Annotated in this window: 18 protein-coding genes; 9 read left to right on the top strand and 9 right to left on the bottom strand. The window is 73.8% G+C overall.

From position 1 onward, the window contains the following. Positions 1 to 9: 9 nt before the first annotated feature. The gene (nicT, locus tag NP048_RS16760) at positions 10 to 1143 is read right to left on the bottom strand and encodes a Nickel transporter NicT (protein WP_227575294.1); all 1134 of its coding nucleotides are present in this window, start codon (positions 1141 to 1143) and stop codon (positions 10 to 12) included. A gap of 177 nt (positions 1144 to 1320) precedes the next feature. Between nicT and NP048_RS16755 the strand changes: the two genes are divergently transcribed. Then, positions 1321 to 1839, top strand: a complete 519-nt coding sequence (locus tag NP048_RS16755; protein WP_227575295.1) for a Fur family transcriptional regulator — start codon at positions 1321 to 1323, stop codon at positions 1837 to 1839. Positions 1840 to 1870: 31 nt separating this feature from the next. Here NP048_RS16755 and NP048_RS16750 read toward each other — a convergent pair whose 3' ends face one another. Further along, positions 1871 to 2293, bottom strand: a complete 423-nt coding sequence (locus NP048_RS16750) for an organic hydroperoxide resistance protein (RefSeq protein ID WP_227575296.1) — start codon at positions 2291 to 2293, stop codon at positions 1871 to 1873. Between the two features lie 65 nt (positions 2294 to 2358). Here NP048_RS16750 and NP048_RS16745 point away from each other — a divergent pair, with 65 nt between their 5' ends. Continuing rightward, positions 2359 to 2970, top strand: a complete 612-nt coding sequence (locus NP048_RS16745; RefSeq protein ID WP_227575297.1) for a TetR/AcrR family transcriptional regulator — start codon at positions 2359 to 2361, stop codon at positions 2968 to 2970. 20 nt (positions 2971 to 2990) lie between these two features. Continuing rightward, complete coding sequence (locus NP048_RS16740) at positions 2991 to 3512, top strand: GNAT family N-acetyltransferase (protein ID WP_227575298.1); 522 nt, start codon at positions 2991 to 2993, stop codon at positions 3510 to 3512. A 44-nt stretch (positions 3513 to 3556) separates the two neighbouring features. On the opposite strand, the gene NP048_RS16735 is transcribed toward NP048_RS16740, so the two are convergent. Together NP048_RS16735 and NP048_RS16730 are read right to left on the bottom strand one after the other, a co-directional pair. Beyond that, complete coding sequence (locus NP048_RS16735; RefSeq protein WP_227575299.1) at positions 3557 to 4483, bottom strand: VOC family protein; 927 nt, start codon at positions 4481 to 4483, stop codon at positions 3557 to 3559. Positions 4484 to 4569: 86 nt separating this feature from the next. Next, entirely contained in the window at positions 4570 to 6681 is a 2112-nt protein-coding gene (locus tag NP048_RS16730) for a SpoIIE family protein phosphatase (RefSeq protein WP_227575300.1), read from the bottom strand. A 170-nt stretch (positions 6682 to 6851) separates the two neighbouring features. Between NP048_RS16730 and NP048_RS16725 the strand changes: the two genes are divergently transcribed. Beyond that, positions 6852 to 9215, top strand: a complete 2364-nt coding sequence (locus tag NP048_RS16725) for an ATP-binding cassette domain-containing protein (protein ID WP_227575301.1) — start codon at positions 6852 to 6854, stop codon at positions 9213 to 9215. 107 nt (positions 9216 to 9322) lie between these two features. Continuing rightward, positions 9323 to 9646 carry a hypothetical protein gene (locus tag NP048_RS16720; RefSeq protein ID WP_227575302.1) on the top strand — a complete coding sequence of 108 codons (324 nt, stop codon included), beginning with the start codon at positions 9323 to 9325 and terminating at the stop codon, positions 9644 to 9646. A gap of 15 nt (positions 9647 to 9661) precedes the next feature. Here NP048_RS16720 and NP048_RS16715 read toward each other — a convergent pair whose 3' ends face one another. Both NP048_RS16715 and NP048_RS16710 read right to left on the bottom strand, forming a co-directional pair. After that, complete coding sequence (locus tag NP048_RS16715) at positions 9662 to 11392, bottom strand: cation:proton antiporter (protein ID WP_227575303.1); 1731 nt, start codon at positions 11390 to 11392, stop codon at positions 9662 to 9664. Positions 11393 to 11417: 25 nt separating this feature from the next. Next, entirely contained in the window at positions 11418 to 12809 is a 1392-nt protein-coding gene (locus NP048_RS16710) for an APC family permease (RefSeq protein WP_227575304.1), read from the bottom strand. A gap of 257 nt (positions 12810 to 13066) precedes the next feature. On the opposite strand from NP048_RS16710, the gene NP048_RS16705 reads away from it, so the two are divergent. The 3 genes from NP048_RS16705 (at position 13067) to NP048_RS16695 (ending at position 15383) form a co-directional block, all read left to right on the top strand. After that, positions 13067 to 13411 (top strand): YtxH domain-containing protein, encoded by a 345-nt coding sequence (locus NP048_RS16705; protein WP_227575305.1) that lies wholly within the window; start codon positions 13067 to 13069, stop codon positions 13409 to 13411. A 96-nt stretch (positions 13412 to 13507) separates the two neighbouring features. After that, the gene (locus tag NP048_RS16700) at positions 13508 to 14008 is read left to right on the top strand and encodes a gluconokinase (protein ID WP_227575306.1); all 501 of its coding nucleotides are present in this window, start codon (positions 13508 to 13510) and stop codon (positions 14006 to 14008) included. Positions 14009 to 14099: 91 nt separating this feature from the next. Then, entirely contained in the window at positions 14100 to 15383 is a 1284-nt protein-coding gene (locus NP048_RS16695; protein WP_227575307.1) for an MFS transporter, read from the top strand. A gap of 22 nt (positions 15384 to 15405) precedes the next feature. Here the strand turns inward: NP048_RS16695 and NP048_RS16690 are convergent, their stop codons facing one another. Next, on the bottom strand, positions 15406 to 16752 hold the full coding sequence (locus NP048_RS16690; RefSeq protein ID WP_227575308.1) for an MFS transporter: 1347 nt from the start codon (positions 16750 to 16752) through the stop codon (positions 15406 to 15408). Between the two features lie 295 nt (positions 16753 to 17047). Next, the gene (gene pgm / locus NP048_RS16685; RefSeq protein WP_227575309.1) at positions 17048 to 18733 is read right to left on the bottom strand and encodes a phosphoglucomutase (alpha-D-glucose-1,6-bisphosphate-dependent); all 1686 of its coding nucleotides are present in this window, start codon (positions 18731 to 18733) and stop codon (positions 17048 to 17050) included. Positions 18734 to 18810: 77 nt separating this feature from the next. Between pgm and NP048_RS16680 the strand changes: the two genes are divergently transcribed. Next, on the top strand, positions 18811 to 19635 hold the full coding sequence (locus tag NP048_RS16680; protein ID WP_227575310.1) for a DUF5926 family protein: 825 nt from the start codon (positions 18811 to 18813) through the stop codon (positions 19633 to 19635). On the opposite strand, the gene NP048_RS16675 is transcribed toward NP048_RS16680, so the two are convergent. Further along, positions 19632 to 19811 carry a hypothetical protein gene (locus tag NP048_RS16675; protein WP_227575311.1) on the bottom strand — a complete coding sequence of 60 codons (180 nt, stop codon included), beginning with the start codon at positions 19809 to 19811 and terminating at the stop codon, positions 19632 to 19634. The two genes, NP048_RS16680 and NP048_RS16675, sit on opposite strands and share 4 nt — an antisense overlap. Positions 19812 to 19862 lie beyond the last annotated feature (51 nt).

Raw genomic sequence — 19862 nt, 5'->3', positions numbered from 1 at the left:
CGCGGTGCCTCAGTCGCGCTCGGTGGTCGCGGGTGCGGGTCGCAGGTGCGCGGTCCAGCGCTCCTCGACGCGCCCGAAGCGCCACACCGCGAGCGAGACGGCCCACGTCCCGACGAACAGCCCGACCACGAGGAAGCCCACGTAGCCGAGGTCGAGACCACCGACCCACGCGACGGGACCGGACTCCAGGCCCAGCTTCTCGGTGAGGACGGACATCACCTCGATGCCCCCGATGAGCAGCGCGACGGCGACCGACAGCCCCGTGACGGTGAGGTTGTAGTAGACCTTGCGCACGGGCTGCGAGAACGCCCACCCGTAGGCGAAGTTCATGAAGCAGCCGTCGATCGAGTCGAGCAGGGTCATCCCCGCGGCGAACAGCACGGGCAGTGTGAGGATCGCGTACCAGGGCAGCTCGAACGCCGCGGCGCCGCCCGCGAGCACGAGCAGCGAGACCTCGGTGGCGGTGTCGAACCCCAGGCCGAAGAGCAGGCCCACGGGGTACATGTGCCACGGCTTGCGGACGGCCTTGGTCGCGCCGGACAGGATGCGGTTCATCAGGCCGCGGTTGGCCAGGTGCTGCTCGAGCGTCGCCTCGTCGTACGCGCCGCCGCGCATGTCGCGGAACACCCGCAGGATCTGGCGGAGCACGACGAGGTTGACGACGCCGATGACGAGCAGGAACACCGCGGACACCGAGATGCCGATCATCCCGGTGGTCTGCTGCAGCGTCGACGACTCGTCCTCGACCTGCCCGGCCAGCGCGCGCACGCCGAACGCCAGCAGGATGCACAGCAGGAACACGATGCTCGAGTGCCCGAGCGAGAACCAGAACCCGACGGACACGGGCCGCTGCCCGTCGGCCATGAGCTTGCGCGTGGTGTTGTCGATCGCGGCGATGTGGTCGGCGTCGAAGGCGTGCCGCATGCCGAGGGTGTAGGCGGTCAGCCCCAGCCCGACGCCGAAGACCGTCGTCGAGTCGACCTGGTAGTGCGCGGGCGCGACGACCAGGACGAGCACGCCCCAGCCGACGACCGTGAGCGCGAGCACGACCGCCCCCATCACGGAGATCGACGCCCACTCGCCCCTGGTCAGGCGGCCCCGGCCGCGGACGGTCCCTGTGCGCGTGCCCGACGTCGCTGTCATGGCGCTCCCCCCGGATGCGTGGCGCCCGACGGCATCGCGTGCGTGCGCCGTCTGCCACGCTACTGCGACACGGTCGTGACTGCACCAGAACGGGTGACACCGGGCAGACCGCCCGTCCTAGAGTGGACCACCGTGAACCGGACGGGCGGGCGTCCGTCGTCGGGAGGGGCGGGGGCGATGACGAGCGAGGTCGTCCGGCGGCCGGCAGGGGACGGGGTCGCAGGCGCGGTGGCCGTGGACCCGGCGACCACGATCGAGCGCGTCGGGGCGCTCCTGCGGGCGCGCGGCGAGCGCATGACGCGCGCGCGGCGCGCGGTGCTGACGGTCCTGGCGTGCCACGGCGAGCACCTCGGCGCGGAGGAGATCGTCGGCCGGGTGGCGGCCCTCGACGCGGGGGTGCACCGCGCCACGGTCTACCGGACGCTCGACGCGCTCGCGGACCTCGGGGTCGTCCAGCACGTGCACGTGCGGCGCACCGGCACGGCGTACCACCTGGCGCACGGGGGGCGCGAGCACCTGCACGCCGAGTGCCGCCGGTGCGGTGCGGTCCAGGACCTGCCGGGCGACCTCCTCGACGACGTCGCCCGCACGGTGCTGGAGCGCGACGGGTTCACGGTCGAGCCGACGCACGTCGCGCTGTCGGGGCTGTGCGCGGCGTGCACGACGGTCGACCCGCCGGGCGGTCACGCGCGCTGAGCGGCGGGCCGTCCGGCGGCTGCCGGGTGCGTCAGGCGGTCACCGTCTCCAGCGTGACGGGCACGTTCCCGCGCGTCGCGTTCGAGTACGGGCACACCTGGTGCGCGGCCTCGACGAGGCGCTCGGCCGTCGCCTGGTCGACGCCGCCGAGCTCGACGCGCAGCGTGATCTCGAGCCCGAAGCCACCGCCGTCCGTGGGGCCGATGTCGACCTCGGCGGTGACCGCGGAGTCGGTGAAGGTCACCGTGTCGCGCCGGGCCACGGACTTCAGCGCGCTGTGGAAGCAGGCGGCGTACCCGGCGGCGAACAGCTGCTCGGGGTTGGTGGCGCCGCCGGGGCCGCCCATCTCGCGCGGGACGGCGAGGTCGACGTCGACGAGCCCGTCGGAGCTGCGGGTGTGGCCCTCGCGGCCCTCGCCCGTGGCGGTGGCGACGGCGGTGTACAGAGCGGGCATGGGATAGCCTCCTAGACAGAACGTTCGTTCTCTTTACCGCTCCACCTCACCTCCGGGAGGCCGGGATGTCAACCGCAGACGGTCGGGGCACCGGTGCGACGCCGGACCCCGTCGGGGCGCGCGGGCCGTCCGCCGCCCGCGCGCGGCTGCTGCGCACCGCGTCCGAGCTCTTCTACGCCGACGGCGTCCGGGCCGTCGGCGTCGACCGCGTCATCGCCGAGGCCGGCGTCACGCGCGCGACCTTCTACCGGCACTTCCCCGGCAAGGAGGCGCTGGTCGTCGCGTACCTCGACGCGACCGACCGTGCCGTGCGCGAGGCCGTCGGCGACGTGCCGCAGGACCCCGCCGCGGCGGCGCGGTGGCTCACGGGCATGACGCTGCGCGTCGCCGACGAGCTGTGCCGGCCCGGCTTCCGCGGCTGCCCGTTCATCAACGCCGCCGCGGAGTTCCCCGACCCCGGCAGCCCTGTGCGGCGCGTCGTGCGCGCGCACCGGGACTGGCTCCAGGACGCGGCCACGCGCGCCCTGCGCGTCGGCGGCCACCCCGACCCGCAGGAGGGCGGGCGCCGCTGGACGGCGCTGCGCGACGGGGCCATGGTCGCGGGCTACCTCGACGACGCCGACGCCGCCCGGGCGACGCTGCGCGACGCCGTGGAGGACCTGGTCCGCAGCCGCTGAGGGCCGCGCATCATGGGTCCATGCCACCCGACCCGCACCCGGTGACGTCGACGCTCTCCGTCGCCCCGATGCGCCCCGCGCACGCGTCCGCGGTCCTGGACGTCCTCGCCGCGGGCATCGCCACCGGCCTCGCGACGTTCGAGCCGCAGCCGCCGACCTGGGACGAGTTCGACGCCGGGCACCTGCCCGAGCACCGCTTCGTCGCGCTGGACGACGGCGACGTCGTCGGATGGGTCGCCGTCTCGCCGGTGTCGCGCCGCCGCGTCTACGCGGGGGTCGTGGAGCACTCCGTCTACGTCGCGCCCGCCGCCCGCGGCCGTGGTGTCGGGCGCGCCTTGCTCGAGCGGTTGCTCGCCTCCGCACGCGACGGCGGCATCTGGACGGTGCAGGGCGGCGTCTTCCCGCAGAACGCCGCGAGCCTGGCGCTGCACGCGGCCGCCGGCTTCCGGGTCGTCGGCACGCGCGAGCGGCTGGGGCTCATGGCGCACGGCCCGCTCGCCGGCACGTGGCTCGACGTCCTCCTGCTGGAGAAGCGGCTGTGACGAAGCGGCACTGACGCGGGCCCGGCGCGGGTCCGGCGCGGGCGTCAGCGGGCGAGCAGGTCCGCCGTGGTCGTGCCCGGCACCGAGACCGTGACCTGGGTGTCCCACGGGTCGCGCAGCGTGATCGCGCGGCCGTCGTCGGCGAAGGCCAGGCCGCGCGTACGCAGGCGGGCCGCGAGCGCGTCGAGGTCCTCGCGTCCCGGGACCGTCACCGCGACGTCCCCGAGGCCGAGCGTCGAGGCGCGCGGGCCCGCGCCCTTGCTGTTCCACGTGTTCATCGCGACGTGGTGGTGGTAGCCGCCCGCCGACGCGAACAGCGCACCGGGGTAGCCGCGCACGGTGGCCTCGAAGCCCAGGGCGTCGAGGTAGAACGACTCCGCCGCCGCGATGTCACCGACCTGCAGGTGCACGTGGCCGACCCGCCCGGCGAGCGCGGGCCCGGCGTCGACGGCCTCCTGCGACAGGTGCTCGCGCAGGTACGCGTTCGGGTCGAGGTGCTCGGTGGCCATGACGACGTTGCCGTCGCGATGCAGCCACAGGTCGCGGTCCCGGTCGGTGTACAGCTCGATGCCGTTGCCCTCGGGGTCGGTGAAGTAGAACGCCTCGGAGACGAGGTGGTCGCTCGACCCGACGAACCGGCTGCGCGGGTCCTGCGCGGCGCGGTAGACGGTCGCGGACAGGCTCGCGGCGTCGTCGAAGAGGAACGCGGTGTGGAACAGGCCGGCCTGACGGGGGTCGACCGCCGGCAGGTCGGGGGTGTGGACGAGGCGCAGCATGGGCGTGGTGCCGCGGCCGAGCACGCGGTGGACCTGACGGCCGCGTGCGCGCTCCTCGAGCGGCTCGAGCGCGATGGCGTTCGCGTAGTAGGTCGACATCCCCTCGAGGTCGCCGACGTGCAGCGTGACGGCGTCCATCGAGGTGGTGGGGGCGAGGACGGCCTCGTCGGTGGGGCGTGCGGTCGGCGTGGTCATCGTCGTCTCCGGACCTGTAGTTGTCGTGACAACCACAGGCTACGGGGAATTACTTGCACCGTCAACCAACGCGCCGCGGGCGCGGGTCACCACTCCGGCTGCTCCCCGGGCAGGTGCTCGGGGCCGGCCTCGGGCGGACGCGGCTCGTCCTGCGGGAAGGCACGCACGGCCAGCATCGCCACGTCGTCGTCGTGCGACGGCGCGAGCTCGGCCACCACCGCGTCGCAGAACTCCTCCAGCGGCAGGTTCGCCAGGCGCTCGCAGCACGTGCGCAGCCGCTCCAGGCTGACGTGGAGGCGCTCGCCACGACGCTCGACGAGGCCGTCCGTGTACAGCAGGATCGTCGCGCCGGGCTCGACGACCACGGTGTGGTCGTGCCGCTCGGTGTGCTTGCGCAGGCCCAGCAGCAGGTCGCTCGGGCGGCGCAGCAGCTCCGCGCGGCCGTCGGGCTGCACCAGCAGCGGCGGCAGGTGGCCCGCGTTCGACCACCGCAGGACGCGGCTGCCCTGCGCGACCAGCTCCGGGGGCTGCTCGAGTCGCGCGAGGACCGCCGTGCTGAACCCCCCGATCGCCAGGTCCTGCGCCGCCCAGTCGAAGGCCGACAGGATCGCCGCGGGCGGCTGCACGACGGCGTGCGCACCACCGCGCAGGACGTTGCGGATCTGCGCCATCTTCACCGCGGCCTGCAGGTCGTGGCCCGTGACGTCCCCGATCACCAGGCACGTGCAGCCGTCACGCAGCAGGAACGCGTCGTACCAGTCACCGCCGATCTGCGTGCCGGTCGACGCGGGCACGTAGCGCGCCACGAGCTGGAGGTGGTCCGGCTCCGGCAGCTCGGTGAGCAGGCTGCGCTGCAGCTCCTCGGCGAGGTCGCGCCGGGCGGTGTGCAGGTGGGCGTTGTCGAGCGCGAGACCCATCTGGGCCGTCACGTCGCGCAGCGCGGTCACGTCGTCGTCCGTGAAGCCCTCGCGGTCGGCGCCGCGTGCCAGCGTGACGACGCCGCGGGTGTGCCCCCGCCCGCGCAGCGGCAGGACCATGAGCGTCTCGGGTGCCAGCCGGCCCAGCAGGTCGCGCACCGGGCCGGGGTGCACGATGTCCTCCAGCGACGGCGCGCCATAGCGCATCGCGGGGTGCGACGTCGTGAGCACCTCGGCGACCAGGGACGTGCGGGACAGCGCCGGCACGCGCAGGGCCCGGTACTCGTCCAGCACCGGCTGCTGGTCCGGGTCCGCGTGCCGGGCGGCCACGTCGTGCAGGCGGCTGCGCCACGGACCCGGCCCCTCCTCCAGGAGACTCGCGATGGCGAAGTCGGCGACCTCCGGGACCAGGTGCGGCAGGACGGCGTCCAGTGCCTGGACCGGCTCGACGGCGTCGGCCAGCACACCGGCGACCCGCGCGAGGAGGTCCGAGCGCGCGCGTCCCCGCTCCGCATGCTCGAGAGCCCGGTGCCGCTCGGTGACGTCGGTGAAGTACACGGCGACGCCGCCGCGTTCGGGGTCGGCCCGGACCTCGTACCAGGCGTCGAGCGGGGCGGGGTAGTAGGCGTCGAACACCCGCGGCTCCCCGGTGCGCGCGGCACCGCGGTAGTGCTCCTCGAACGGGGTGCCGACCGCGGCGGGGAACAGGTCCCAGATCACACCGCCCAGCAGGTCCGCGCGGGTGCTCGCCAGGATGAGCTCGGCCTCCGCGTTGACGTACCCGAACCGCCAGTCCGCGTCGAGCCAGAAGTAGCCGGTCGACATGTCCTCGAGGATCTGCTGGACCTGCAGGTCCCGCTCCCGCAGCACCGTGGTGTCGGTCGTGACGCCGATGAGGTGGGCCGCCTGCCCGGACGGCCCCGCCAGCGCCCGCCCGCGCGCCGCGAGCCAGCGCACCGTGCCGTCGGGCTGCAGCACGCGGAACTCGGCCTGGTACACGCCGCACGCGGAGATGGCGGACTCGAGCGCGGCGGACACCGACGCGACGTCCCCGGGGTGCAGCCGGGCGTCGAAGGCCCCGATCGTGCCGCTGAACGACTCCTCGTCGTAGCCGAAGGCCTCCAGCAGGGTCGCGTCCCACTGCAGGGAGCCCGTGGCCAGGTCCCACCGGAAGGTGCCGAGCCCGGCCGCCTGCGCCGCCGAGTCGAGCAGGGACAGGCGTGCTGCGTGCGTGTCGAGGGGCCCCTGCTCGTCGATCGTGTCGTCCGTCGGTCCGTGCACGTGCTCTCCTCACGCCGGGGCGTCCGTCCAGGAGCGTGCCACGCACCAGGGCGGGCGGCGAGGCGAGGCGGCGCGCAGGAGCCGGGTGCGCAGCCGGTCAGGAACGAGGAAGCCGGGCGTCGGAGGCCGGTCCTACGCTGGGCAGCGCCCGCTCCCGCCCTGGAGGACTGATGAGCCCGACGCCCGACGTCCCCGCCGACAGCCACGACCTCCTCCGCGTCCACGGAGCGCGGGAGAACAACCTGCGCGACATCAGCATCGACCTGCCGAAACGGCGGCTCACGGTGTTCACGGGCGTGTCCGGGTCCGGCAAGAGCTCGCTGGTGTTCGGCACCATCGCGGCGGAGTCGCAGCGGCTCATCAACGAGACCTACAGCGCGTTCGTCCAGGGCTTCATGCCGACGCTCGCGCGCCCCGACGTGGACGTGCTCGAGGGCCTGACGACCGCGATCATCGTCGACCAGGAGCGCATGGGCGCCAACTCGCGCTCGACGGTCGGCACCGTGACGGACGCCAACGCGATGCTGCGGATCCTGTTCAGCCGGCTGGGGGACCCGCACATCGGCTCACCGCAGGCGTACTCGTTCAACGTGCCGACCGTCCGCGCCAGCGGGGCGATCTCGGTCGACCGCGGGCACAAGCGCGCCGAGAAGGTGTCGTTCGAGCAGATCGGGGGCATGTGCCCGCGCTGCGAGGGCATGGGCAAGGTCAACGACTTCGACCTCACCGCCCTGTACGACGACTCCCGGTCGCTCGAGGAGGGCGCGCTGACCGTGCCCGGCTACACGATGGACGGCTGGTACGGGCGCATCTTCCGCGGCTCGGGATTCTTCGACGCGAGCAAGCCGATCCGTGAGTTCACGGAGAAGGAGCTGCACGCGCTGCTCTACAGGGAGCCCACGAGGATCAAGGTCGACGGCATCAACGTCACCTACGAAGGGCTGATCCCGAAGATCCAGAAGTCCTTCCTCGCCAAGGACGTCGACGCGATGCAGCCGCACATCCGCGCCTTCGTCGAGCGCGCCATCACGTTCCAGACGTGCCCGGAGTGCGGCGGCACGCGCCTGAACGAGGGGGCGCGCGCCTCGCGCATCGGCGGGCTGAACATCGCGGACGTCTGCGCGATGCAGATCACGGACCTCGCGGACTGGGTGCGGGGGCTCCGCGAGCCGTCCGTCGCACCGCTGCTGACGGTGCTGCGCGAGACGCTCGACTCGTTCGTCGAGATCGGTCTGGGGTACCTGTCGCTCGACCGGCCGTCCGGCACGCTGTCCGGCGGCGAGGCGCAGCGGACCAAGATGATCCGGCACCTCGGGTCGTCCCTCACGGACATCACGTACGTCTTCGACGAGCCGACCGTCGGTCTGCACCCGCACGACATCGCGCGCATGAACGACCTCCTGCTGCGGCTGCGGGACAAGGGCAACACCGTGCTCGTCGTCGAGCACAAGCCCGAGGCCATCGCCATCGCCGACCACGTGGTCGACCTGGGCCCGGGGGCGGGGACCGCCGGTGGCGAGGTCGTGTACGAGGGGACCGTCGACGGGCTGCGGGCCAGCGGCACCCTGACCGGCCGTCACCTCGACGACCGCGCCTCGCTCAAGCCCGAGGTCCGCACCCCGACGGGTGCGATCGAGATCCGCGGCGCCACCACGCACAACCTGCAGGACGTCGACGTCGACGTGCCCCTCGGCGTGCTGGTGGTCGTCACGGGCGTGGCCGGGTCGGGCAAGAGCTCGCTGATCCACGGCTCGCTGGCCCCGCGCGACGGGGTCGTGACCATCGACCAGGGCGCCATCAAGGGGTCGCGGCGGTCCAACCCGGCGACGTACACGGGTCTGCTCGAGCCGATCCGCAAGGCGTTCGCCAAGGCCAACGGCGTGAAGCCCGCGCTGTTCAGCGCCAACTCCGAGGGCGCGTGCCCCGTCTGCAACGGCGCGGGCGTCGTCTACACCGACCTCGGGATGATGGCCGGGGTCTCGACGACCTGCGAGGTCTGCGAGGGTCGCCGCTTCATGGCCGAGGTGCTGGAGTACCGCCTGGGCGGGCGGGACATCAGCGAGGTGCTCGCGATGCCCGCGACCGTGGCCGAGGAGTTCTTCTCCGCCGGGGAGTCGCGCATCCCCGCGGCGCACGCGATCCTGCAGCGCCTCGTCGACGTCGGGCTGGGGTACGTCACGCTCGGCCAGCCGCTCACGACGCTGTCCGGCGGCGAGCGCCAGCGTCTGAAGCTGGCCACGCACCTGGGCGACAAGGGCGGCGTCTACGTGCTGGACGAGCCGACCACGGGCCTGCACCTGGCGGACGTCGAGAACCTCCTCGGGCTGCTCGACCGACTCGTCGACGCGGGCAAGTCCGTCGTCGTGATCGAGCACCACCAGGCCGTCATGGCGCACGCCGACTGGATCATCGACCTCGGGCCCGGCGCCGGGCACGACGGCGGGCGCGTGGTCTTCGAGGGCACGCCTGGCGCCCTGGTCGCGGACCGCTCCACGCTCACGGGGCAGCACCTGGCGAAGTACGTCGGCACCTGACGCCGCCCCGGCGGACGGGCTCGATCAGGTCACTCGTCCAGGTGAGTCTGTGGCCGAATCGCCGTCAGGGGGTGCGCTCCGGTGGGCGAGATGTCTAGTTTGCGCAGATGGCGACCATCGTCGATCGCCGCGGACAGGGTCGTCCCCGGCGTGCGACCGCGCACCACGCGCGTGACCCCGAGTGGGTGCGCCCACCGCAGCACACCCGCTCGGGCGGCGCCGCGTCCGCGGCACGGCACGGCACGGTCCGCCGCGGGCACGTCGTCCGGGACATGGCGCTCGCGCTCCTGACGACGTCCGCCGCCGCCGGTGTCGTCGCCGGACTGCTGCACGTGGACCCGGCCGCGCAGGCGGCGGTGGTGGAGCTGCTGCACGGTGCCGAGCAGGCCGCGCGGACCTGGTTCGCCGACCTGCCGCGGCCGGGCACCTGACCGGGCCGGTCAGGGTCACGACCGCAGCTCGAGCCCGATCTGCACGGCGTCGAGCTCCGCCAGCGCACGTCGCAGCGCCGCCGACGGGTACGTGCCGAGCTCGCGCTGGTGCAGCAGCTCGGCCCGCTGCGCCTGCAGGACGAGCCCTTGCAGCCGCAGGTCGGTGGCCCGGTCCCGCGCGGCCAGCTCGGCGTCCTCCTCGGCCGCGGCGTCGAGGGCGATCATGCGATCGCGGACCTGCTCGATCGCGGACGGCGGGTAGGGCGTGCCGTCGGCCTGCCGCAGGCGCGGGTCGTCGAGGCGTTCGACGGCGGCCCGGCGCAGCTCGGCGTGCAGCGCGGCGAGTGCCTCGCGGTCGTCCTCCTCGCGGCCCGTCAGGTCCAGGCGCCGCACGACCCACGGCAGCGTGGCGCCTTGGACGAGCAGCGTGCCGGCCGCGACGACGAACGCCACCAGGACCAGCAGCGACCTCTGCGGTGTGTCGGACGGCAGGGACTGTGCCGCCGCCAGCGTCACGACGCCACGCATGCCTGCCCAGACCAGGACGACCCCCTCACGCGGCCCGAACCGCTCGGCCGTCAGGTAGTCGATGTCGGCGATGCGCCGGCGCACGCGCCTGCGGGCCTCGGCGCCCTGCGCGGGGGTGCGGCCGCGGCGGCCGCGCACCCTGCCGGGCGGCGGTGCGACCGGCTCGCCCGCGTCGAGGCGCGCCTGGGCGTGCGTCAGCCAGTCCCGCACCTGCGGGTTGCGGTCGGCCCGACGCGACAGCTCCCACACGGACCACGCGACGAACACGGACCGCAGCGCGACGACGAGCGTCGCGGTGACCGCGCCGAGCCCGAGGGCCGTCCACACGCTGCCGTGCACCTGCTCCACGTCCTCCACCAGGGCGAACACCTCGAGGCCCATGACGAGGAACACCGCACCCTCGAGCAGCAGCTCGATCGTGCGCCACACCGCGTGCTCGGTGACACGGTCCCGGGCCCGCAGCGCCCGCGGCGCGGCACGCCCGGTGACCAGTCCCGCGGTGACCGCCGCGACGAGCCCCGAGGCGCCCAGGTGCTCCGCAGGCAGGAACGCCACGAACGGCACGACGAACGACAGCGCGACGTTCGACGTCGTCTGGCTCAGGTGACCGCGGGCCCAGACGTGCAGGCGTCCCACGACGTACCCGACGACGACCGCCACGACCGCGGCGTACACGAAGTCCGCGGCGACGCCCCACAGCGACACGGTCCCGGCCGTCGCGACGATGGCGGAGCGCAGCAGCACCAGCGCGGACGCGTCGTTGAGCAGCGACTCGCCCTCCAGGACGGTGACGATGCGCGGTGAGACGCCGGCCTTGCGGACGACCGACGTCGCGACCGCGTCGGTGGGGCTGACGACGGCGCCGACCGCGATGCCGGTGGCCAGACCCATCCCCGGCACGAGCCGGTCCAGGACGAACCCGACGACGACTGCGGAGACCACCACCAGCACGACGGAGAACGCGGAGATCGTCCGGAAGTCCCGCCGGAAGTCCATGGTCGGAATGTTGGTGGCCGACGAGTACAGCAGGGGCGGCAGCACGACGGCGAGGATCAGCTCGGGCTCGACCTCGATCGCCGGCACGAACGGCAGCAGGCTCACACCCATCCCGATGAGTACGAGCAGCAGCGGCGCGGCGACCCCGACGCGGGGGGCGAACGACGTCACGGCCACGATCACCAGGACGGCGAGGACGGCGAGCGCGACCGGGTCGTCCATGCGTCACCTCACGGCAGGGCCCTGCTCAGGGCGTGTCGGTCGTGGCGGAGGCGTCGACCGCCTCCGCCTGCCGGGCGGGCCTGACGAACAGCCGGTTGACGACGTACAGCACGACGCCGATGCCGAGCAGCAGCCCGGCGCGCGCGTACACGTCGATCGAGCGTCCCGTCAGCGGGGACGCGAGGACGAGCGAGACGATCGCCCCCAGGACGGGCGCCCACGTGGGGGCCCGGAAGCCGCGCGGCCCGTCGCCGTCGATCCGGGCGTCGCGGTCCTCGGGTCGTCGCCGCAGCACGAGCACCGAGACGTTGACCACGGCGAAGACGAGCAGCAGGAGCAGCACGGTGGTGTCCGCCAGGCCCGACAGGTCGCCCGTGCTGACGAGGGTGAGCGAGATGACGGTCGTGAAGGCGATCGCGACCCACGGTGTCCGGCGGCGCCGGTCCACACGGCCCAGCCACCCCGGCACGATGCCCTCGCGTGACATCCCGTAGACCACGCGGGACGCCATGATCATGTTGATGAGCGCGGTGTTCGACACCGCGACGAGCGCGATGATCGCGAACAGCCACGGTGGGAACACCAGGCCCGCGACCCGCACCACCTCCAGCAGCGGCCCGGTGGACTCGGCGAGCGTCGCGGTGTCGACGAGCATCGACGTCGTGAACGCGACCGCGAGGTAGACCACGCCGGCGACGAGGATCCCGCCGAACAGCGCGCGCGGGAAGTCGCTGCGCGGGTGCTGGCACTCCTCCGCCAGGTTGACGGAGTCCTCGAAGCCGAGCAGCGCGTAGAAGGCCAGGGCGGTGCCGCCCAGCACGGCCATCCACACCGGCCCGTCGCTGCTGAGCGTCATGGCCCGGCCCGGGTCGCCCTCGCCGGACAGGAACGCGCGGGCGCCGATGACGAGGATCACCGCGAGCCCCGTGACCTCGATCGCGGTGAGGACGAGGTTCACGCGGACGGACTCCGAGACGCCGACGGCGTTGACGACCGCGATGACCAGCACGAACACCCATGCGGCGACGAGCGTCGGGACGGTGACGAGCTCGGCCAGGTAGTCGCCGCCGAAGGCCCGCGCCGCCGCGCTGGCGCTCGTGATGCCACTCATGAGCACGGCGAACGCCACGAGGAACGTCACGAACGGCCGCCCGAACGCGCGCTGCGCGTACACCGCGGCCCCGGCCGCGCGAGGGTAGCGGCCGACGAGCTCGGCGTACGCGGTGGCTGTCAGGGCCGCGAGCCCGAACGCGAGCACGAACGGGATCCAGATGGCCCCGCCGACCTGTCCGGCGACCTTGCCGGTGAGGGCGTAGATACCGGCGCCGAGGATGTCGCCGATGACGAAGACCAGCAGCATCCGGCGGCCGACCGAGCGCTTGAGCGCCGGGGTCCGGGCGGGCGAGGTGGCGACCATGGCAGCCTCCGGGTCAGCCGGCCGGACGGCCGGTCTGCTCGTCAGTCTCGCGCCGCCGCGCGGAAGCCGCGCGTCGAGCCCGGCGGCGTCGACGACCACGGCGCTCACCGCGCGGGCGGGCCGCCGCGGCCCTACGCTCGGTGCCTCCGGCGACGTGGCCCGGTGGGCGACGACTCGTCGCCCACCGGTCCGCCCGCCCGCCCTCGTACGACCACACGACCACCGGTCCGCAGCGGCCGGTGCGAAGGAGGACACCCATGAAGGGCAAGCTCACGTTCGTGCTCGGCGCCGGGGTCGGCTACCTGATGGGTACCCGTGCCGGCCGTCAGCAGTTCGAGAAGATCAAGACCTGGGCGTCGGACACGTGGAACGACCCCCGCCTCCAGGGCTACGTCCACGACGCCGAGCACGCGGCGACAGAGTTCGCCAAGACGCAGGGCGGCGCACTGAAGGACAAGGCGGTGTCGACCGCGAAGTCGAGGTTCTCCGGCTCGTCGGACGAGTCGGACGGCGAGCGGTCGTTCGACACGTCGTCGTGGGAGCCGACCGACGGCCCGCTGGTCGACGCCGACGACGCCAACCCCGAGACGCGGCACGCCTGAGGCACCCGCCGACCGGGACCCGGCGCCTACGCGCCCGGGCCCGGTCGGCTCGGGGTGCGGGCTCGGCCCGGGGTGCGGGCGTGGCAGGGTAGGCGCGTGGACGTCGAGCACGTGGTGGTCATGGGTGTGTCCGGTACCGGCAAGTCGACCGTGGGTCAGGCGGTGGCCGAGCAGCTCGCCCGCCCGTTCCTCGAGGGTGACGACCTGCACCCGGACGTCAACGTGGCCAAGATGACCGCCGGGACCCCGCTGGACGACGACGACCGGTGGCCCTGGCTGCAGACCGTGCGCGACGCCATGAGCGCCCACGCGGCGGCCGGCACCTCCACGGTGGTCGCGTGCTCCGCGCTTCGTCGCGCCTACCGCGACGTGCTGAGCCAGGCGCACGGCCGCGTGCGCTTCGTGCTGCTCGACGTGCCCGCCGACGCCCTGCGCGAGCGGGTTGCGCTCCGCAGCGGTCACTGGATGCCCCCGAGCCTGCTGGAGTCGCAGCTCGCGACGCTCGAGCCCCTCGGTCCGGACGAGGACGGCGTGGTCGTCCACGTGGCAGGGCCGGCCGACCGTGTCGTCGCGGACGCGGTGACCGCGCTCGGCTGACGGCCCCGACCGGCTGACGGCCCCGACCGGCCCCGGTCTGGAGACTGTTCCCGCCTCAGGGCGGTTGCCTGGAGCAACGTAGGGTGCTGCGGTGCGTTCGCTGCTCGTCGACCTGACCCCGGTGCGGGTCAGCCCCGCGTTCCGCCGCCTGTGGCTGGGCCTGTCGGTCGCGAACCTGGGGTCGCAGCTGACCGTCGTCGCGGTGGGGCTGCAGGTCTACGCGCTGACCGCGTCCACGCTGGCCGTCGGCGTGCTCGGCATCTGCGCGCTCGTCCCGCTGATCGTGTTCGGCCTGTACGGCGGCGCGCTCGTCGACCACTACGACCGTCGGACGGTCGCCGTCGTCGCGTCCGTCGTGTCCTGGGTGGCCGTGCTGGCGCTCGTCGCGCAGGCCGCGGTCGGCAACGAGCACGTCGGCGTGCTGTACGGGCTGGTCGCCGTGCAGTCGGCGGCGGGCGCCGTGAACTCGCCCGCGCGGTCGGCGATCATCCCGCGGCTGCTCGAGCCACGTCTCATGCCCGCGGCCAACGCGCTGCAGACGATGGGCTGGAACGTCGCGCTGACGGTGGGCCCGCTGACCGGGGCCGCCCTCGTCGCGGGCATCGGGTACGTGTGGGCGTACGCCGTGGACGCCGTGCTGTTCACGTTCGCGCTCGCGGCGCTGCTGCAGCTCCCGCCCGTCCCTCCCGAGCGGTCCGACGACCGCCGCCGACGCCTCGGCGTGGGGTCCGTCGTCGACGGCCTGCGCTACCTCGGCACGCAGCCCAACGTGCGGATGACGTTCCTCGTGGACGTCGTCGCGATGGTGACCGCCATGCCGCGCGTCCTGTTCCCCGCCGTGGGCGTGCTCTACCTCGGCGGGGGCGAGACGACCACGGGCGTGCTGACCGCGGCGATCGCCGCCGGCGGCATCCTCGCGGGCCTGTTCTCCGGCGGTCTGGCGCGCGTGCGCTGGCAGGGACGCGTCATCGCCGGCGCCATCACCGCGTGGGGCCTGTCGATCGTCGCCTTCGGAACCGTCCTCGTCACGGCCGGGCGCACGACGCCCGACGGCGTGCTGCCCGTCGCGCTGGCGCTCGCGGTGGTGACGCTCGCCCTGGCCGGCGCGTCGGACGCGGTGTCCTCGGTGTTCCGGCAGACCATCCTGCAGACCGCGACCCCCGACCACATGCGCGGGCGCCTGCAGGGCGTGTTCGTCGTCGTCGTCGCGGGCGGACCGCGCCTGGGCGAGCTGGTGCTCGGTGCGCTGTCGACGCGCGTGGGCGAGGGCGGGGCCGCGGTGATCGGCGGCGTGACGTGCGTCGTCCTGCTGTGGGTGCTCGTCCGCGCGCAGCGCACGTTCTGGGACTACGACGCGCGGGACCCGACGCCCTGAGGTGCCACGTCGTTCCGCGGCGTCAGCCGGAGCTCTCGCCGCGGGAGCCGGTGGTGCGGTCGGTCGCGAGCTCGCACGCCGCGACGGCGGCGCCCGCGGTGGCGCTGGGCGGCTCGTCCTCGAGCGAGCGGGCGTCACGGGCCGCGGCCTGCGACGTGGCGGGCGCGTCAGCCCGTCGAGTCGCGTGGCTGCGCAGCGCGGGCAGCGCGGCGAGCGTCGCGACCATCGCGGCGGCACCGGACACGACCACGACGAGGAACCCCGCGTGCGACCCGGCGGCGTCGATGCGGCTGCCCGCGACGGACGACCCGGCGGCGACGCCGATGCTCAGGCCGGTCCCGACCCAGGTGAGGCCCTCGGTGAGCCGGCCGGGCGGCACGACCTCGGCGACGAGCGCGTTGCCGTTGATGATGGACGGCGCGATCGCGAACCCGACGACGAACATCGCCGCGGCAAGCACCCACAGGGACTGCGCGAGGAAGAAGACGCAGACCCCCAGGGCGAGCGCGACGACGCCGATCGCGAACCGGCGGTGCAGCGGCGAGACCCAGTGCCGCGCGCCGTAGAGCAGCCCGGAGATGAGCGACCCGAGCGCGAAGACCGCGAGGATCACCCCGGCGAGCTCCTTGCGTCCCGACTCCTCGGCGAACGCGACGGTCGCGACGTCGGTGGCCCCGAAGATCGCCCCGATGGCGACGAAGACCAGGACGATGGCGACCATCGCGGGCCGGCGCAGGACGCTGCCCCGCGGGCGCGGCTCGTCCGCGGGCGCCGTGGGCGGCTCGGTGTCGCGCAGGGAGAGGAACGCGAGCCCTCCGACGACCATCGCGACGACCGGCACGATCAGCCCGGCGACGGGTGACACGCTCGTGGCCAGCACCGTCGCGGCGACGGGACCGACGACGAACACGAGCTCGTCGGCCGCGGACTCCAACGAGTACGCGGTGTGCACGCGTCGGGGGTCGTCGCCGAGCGCGTGGTTCCACCGCGCGCGCACGAGCGACCCGAACGAGCCGATGGTCGCCCCGACGAGCATCGCGGTGATGTAGAGCCAGACGGTCGGGCCCCGCAGCGACGCGGCGACGACGAGGGCGACCAGGCTCACGGCGGACACGACGATCGCGGGACGCATCACCCGCGCCTGGCCGTGCCGGTCGACGAGCCGCGCGAGCTGGGGCGCGCCGACGGCCTGGGCGATCACGACGGCCGCGGACACGCGCCCGGCCAGTCCGTACGAGTCGTACAGCGCCGAGACCATGAGGACGATGCCGATGCCGACCATCGACATGGGCAACCGGGCGACCAGGCCGGTGGCCGAGAAAGCGAGTGCGCCAGGGCGTGCGAGGACGTCCCGGTAGGGCTGGAGCATGGCTCCACTGTCGCATCCGCGACGGACATCGTCCGCCCCCGGTGCGCACCCGGCACCGCCCCCACCCACCCCCCCGGGGTCGTGAGAGTGCAATCCAGTCCGCACCCCACCTCCCCGGGGTCGTGAGAGTGCAATCCAGTCCGCACCCCACCCCCCGGGGTCGTGAGAGTGCAATCCAGTCACCTACTCCGTGGCCGTGATAGTGACTGGATTGCACTCTCACCGCTGGGGGTGGCTGGATTGCGCTCTCACCACTGGGGTGGGTGGCTGGATTGCGCTCTCACGAGGGGATGGGTCAGGGCTGGAGGGCCTGGGAGACGACGTCCTTGGCCGCCTCCTGGACCTGGGCCAGGTGCTCGGGGGAGATGAAGGACTCGGCGTAGATCTTGTAGACGTCCTCGGTGCCTGACGGGCGCGCCGCGAACCACGCGTTCTCGGTGGTCACCTTGAGCCCGCCGATCGACGCGTCGTTGCCGGGCGCGCGCGTCAGCTTGGCGGTGATGGGCTCCCCGGCCAGCTCGGTCGCCGTGACCTGCTCCGGCGACAGCGCCGCGAGGGTCGCCTTCTGCTCGCGCGTGGCGGCCGCGTCGACGCGGGCGTAGAACGACTCACCGAACCGGTCGACGAGCTCCGCGTGGTGCTGCGACGGGCTCTTCCCGGTGGTCGCCAGGATCTCGGAGGCGAGCAGCGCGGGCAGGATCCCGTCCTTGTCGGTGGTCCACACCGTGCCGTCGGTGCGCAGGAACGACGCCCCGGCGGACTCCTCGCCGCCGAACCCGACGGATCCGTCGATGAGCCCGGGCACGAACCACTTGAAGCCGACCGGCACCTCCAGCAGCCGGCGGTCCAGGGCCGCCGCGACCCGGTCGATCAGCGATGACGACACGAGCGTCTTGCCGATCGCCGTGCCCGCGGGCCAGCCCGGGCGCGCCCCGCCGTACAGGTACGCGATCGCCACCGCGAGGTAGTGGTTGGGGTTCATCAGCCCTGCGTCGGGGGTGACGATGCCGTGGCGGTCCGCGTCGGCGTCGTTGCCCGTCGCGATGTCGAACGGTGCGCGCCCGTCCGGGCCGGGCTGCATGCGCTCCAGGAGCGACGCCATCGCGTACGGCGAGGAGCAGTCCATGCGGATCTTGCCGTCCCAGTCGAGCGTCATGAACGCCCAGCGCGGGTCGACGTGCGGGTTCACGACCGTCAGGTCGAGCCCGTAGCGCTCGCCGATCGCACCCCAGTACTCGACCGACGCACCACCGAGCGGGTCCGCGCCGATGCGCACGCCCGCCGAGCGGATCGCGTCGAGGTCCACGACGTTCGCCAGGTCGTCGACGTACGACGTCAGGTAGTCGTGCCGGCGGGTCGTGTCCGCCGCGAGGGCCTGCTGGATGCTCACCCGCGGCACGTTGCGCCACCCGGTCCGCAGGATCTCGTTGGCGCGGTCGGCGATCCAGCCCGTCGCGTCCGATCCCGCGGGGCCGCCGTGCGGCGGGTTGTACTTGAAGCCGCCGTCCCGCGGCGGGTTGTGCGACGGGGTCACGACGATCCCGTCGGCCAGGCCGGGGCCCTGCGTCCGGACGCCCGCACCCGTCGCCGCGCCGTTGTGCGTGAGGATCGCGAGCGACACCGCGGGCGTCGGCGTCCAGGAGTCGCGGGCGTCGACGTGCACCTCGACCCCGGCGGCCGCCAGGACCTCCAGCGCCGTGGTGAAGGACGGCTCGGACAGCGCGTGCGTGTCGCGGCCGATGAACAGCGGGCCGTCCGTCCCCTGCCCCCGCCGGTACTCCACGATCGCGGCGGTGATCGCGACGATGTGCGCCTCGTTGAAGGCGCCGTCGAGCGAGGAGCCGCGGTGGCCCGACGTGCCGAACACGACCCGCTGCCCAGGGTCGTCGAGGTCGGGCTCCCGGTCGTGGTACGCGGAGAGCAGGGCGTCGAGGTCGACGAGGTCGGAAGGCTGGGCGAGGGTGCCGGCGCGCGGATCCATACGGGTGATCCTCCCGCAGTCGACCCCCGCGGCGCACGTGCTCGGCCGGACGTCTCGCGGGTCGGTAGGGTGCACGCATGGCCAAGAACACGCCCGACTTCGTGCTGCGCCCGTTCGAGGGGCTCCCCGGTGAGCCCGACTGGGTCGCGCTGCGCGAGCTGGTGCCCGCGGCGACCGCGACCGCCCGCACCACCGCCGAGCACGGCGCACGCGACGTCGTCGTCACCACCGTGCTGCCGAACAGCTGGGCGGCGCTGCACCGCACCGACGGCGTCGTGCTCGTCGCGCTGCAGACCGGCACCAGCTCCGGCGACGCGAGCCGCGACGTCGCCACCGCGCTGCTGCTCGCGCTGGACGCCGAGCCGGGCACCGCGATCGAGACCATCGGCCTGCCCACGCCGGGTCCGCGCCTGCAGGACGTCCTCGACCTGGCCGTGCCGTTCGACGTGACGGTCCAGGAGAGCTTCGCCTACTGGCTCGACCCGAGCACCGACGTCACCCCCGACCTGCAGGCCGCACTCGAGGAGGCCGACGCCGGCATCATCGACACGCGTCGCCTGGCCGCGGCCGAGGCCGCGTACTGGTGCCGCATGGGTGCCCGTGAGTACCTGCGCTGGGCGCAGCCGGCCGACGAGCAGGTCGTCCTCGACGGCCTGGCGCGCCTGCACGCGAAGCGCGAGTCCGGCTTCGACGACGCCAAGTTCATCGGCTACTTCCGTGCCGCGGGCATCGTCGTGCCCGTGTGGGAGCTGGCGCGCGGCACCGAGGCCGACGACATCGAGAAGGCCCTCGCCGACTTCGTCCCGCGCTTCGAGGCCGCGATGGCCGACGAGACGCCCCTCGACGCGAACGCCCGGCGCGCCCGCGCCGGTCTCGTGGCGCGGCAGGTCACGCTGCGCTAGTCGCCGGACCCCCCGACCGTCGGTGCGCCCAGCGCCCCGACGGGACGTGTGACATCCGTCTCACTGCGGCCCGTGCGGCCGGCGTCCTCCACCACGTTCGACAGCGTGGCCCACGCGAGCGCGCCGATGACGAACGCCGCGACGACCAGCGCCAGGCTCGCCAACCGCAGCAGCAAGGCACCGGCACGAAGGTCTCTGCCGCCTGGTGCTCGTGATGATGTCGCGCT

The organism is Cellulomonas xiejunii (assembly GCF_024508315.1).
Classification (GTDB): domain Bacteria; phylum Actinomycetota; class Actinomycetes; order Actinomycetales; family Cellulomonadaceae; genus Cellulomonas; species Cellulomonas xiejunii.
Note: the sequence above shows the minus strand (reverse complement) of the source record. Positions and strands in the feature narration are given on the sequence as shown.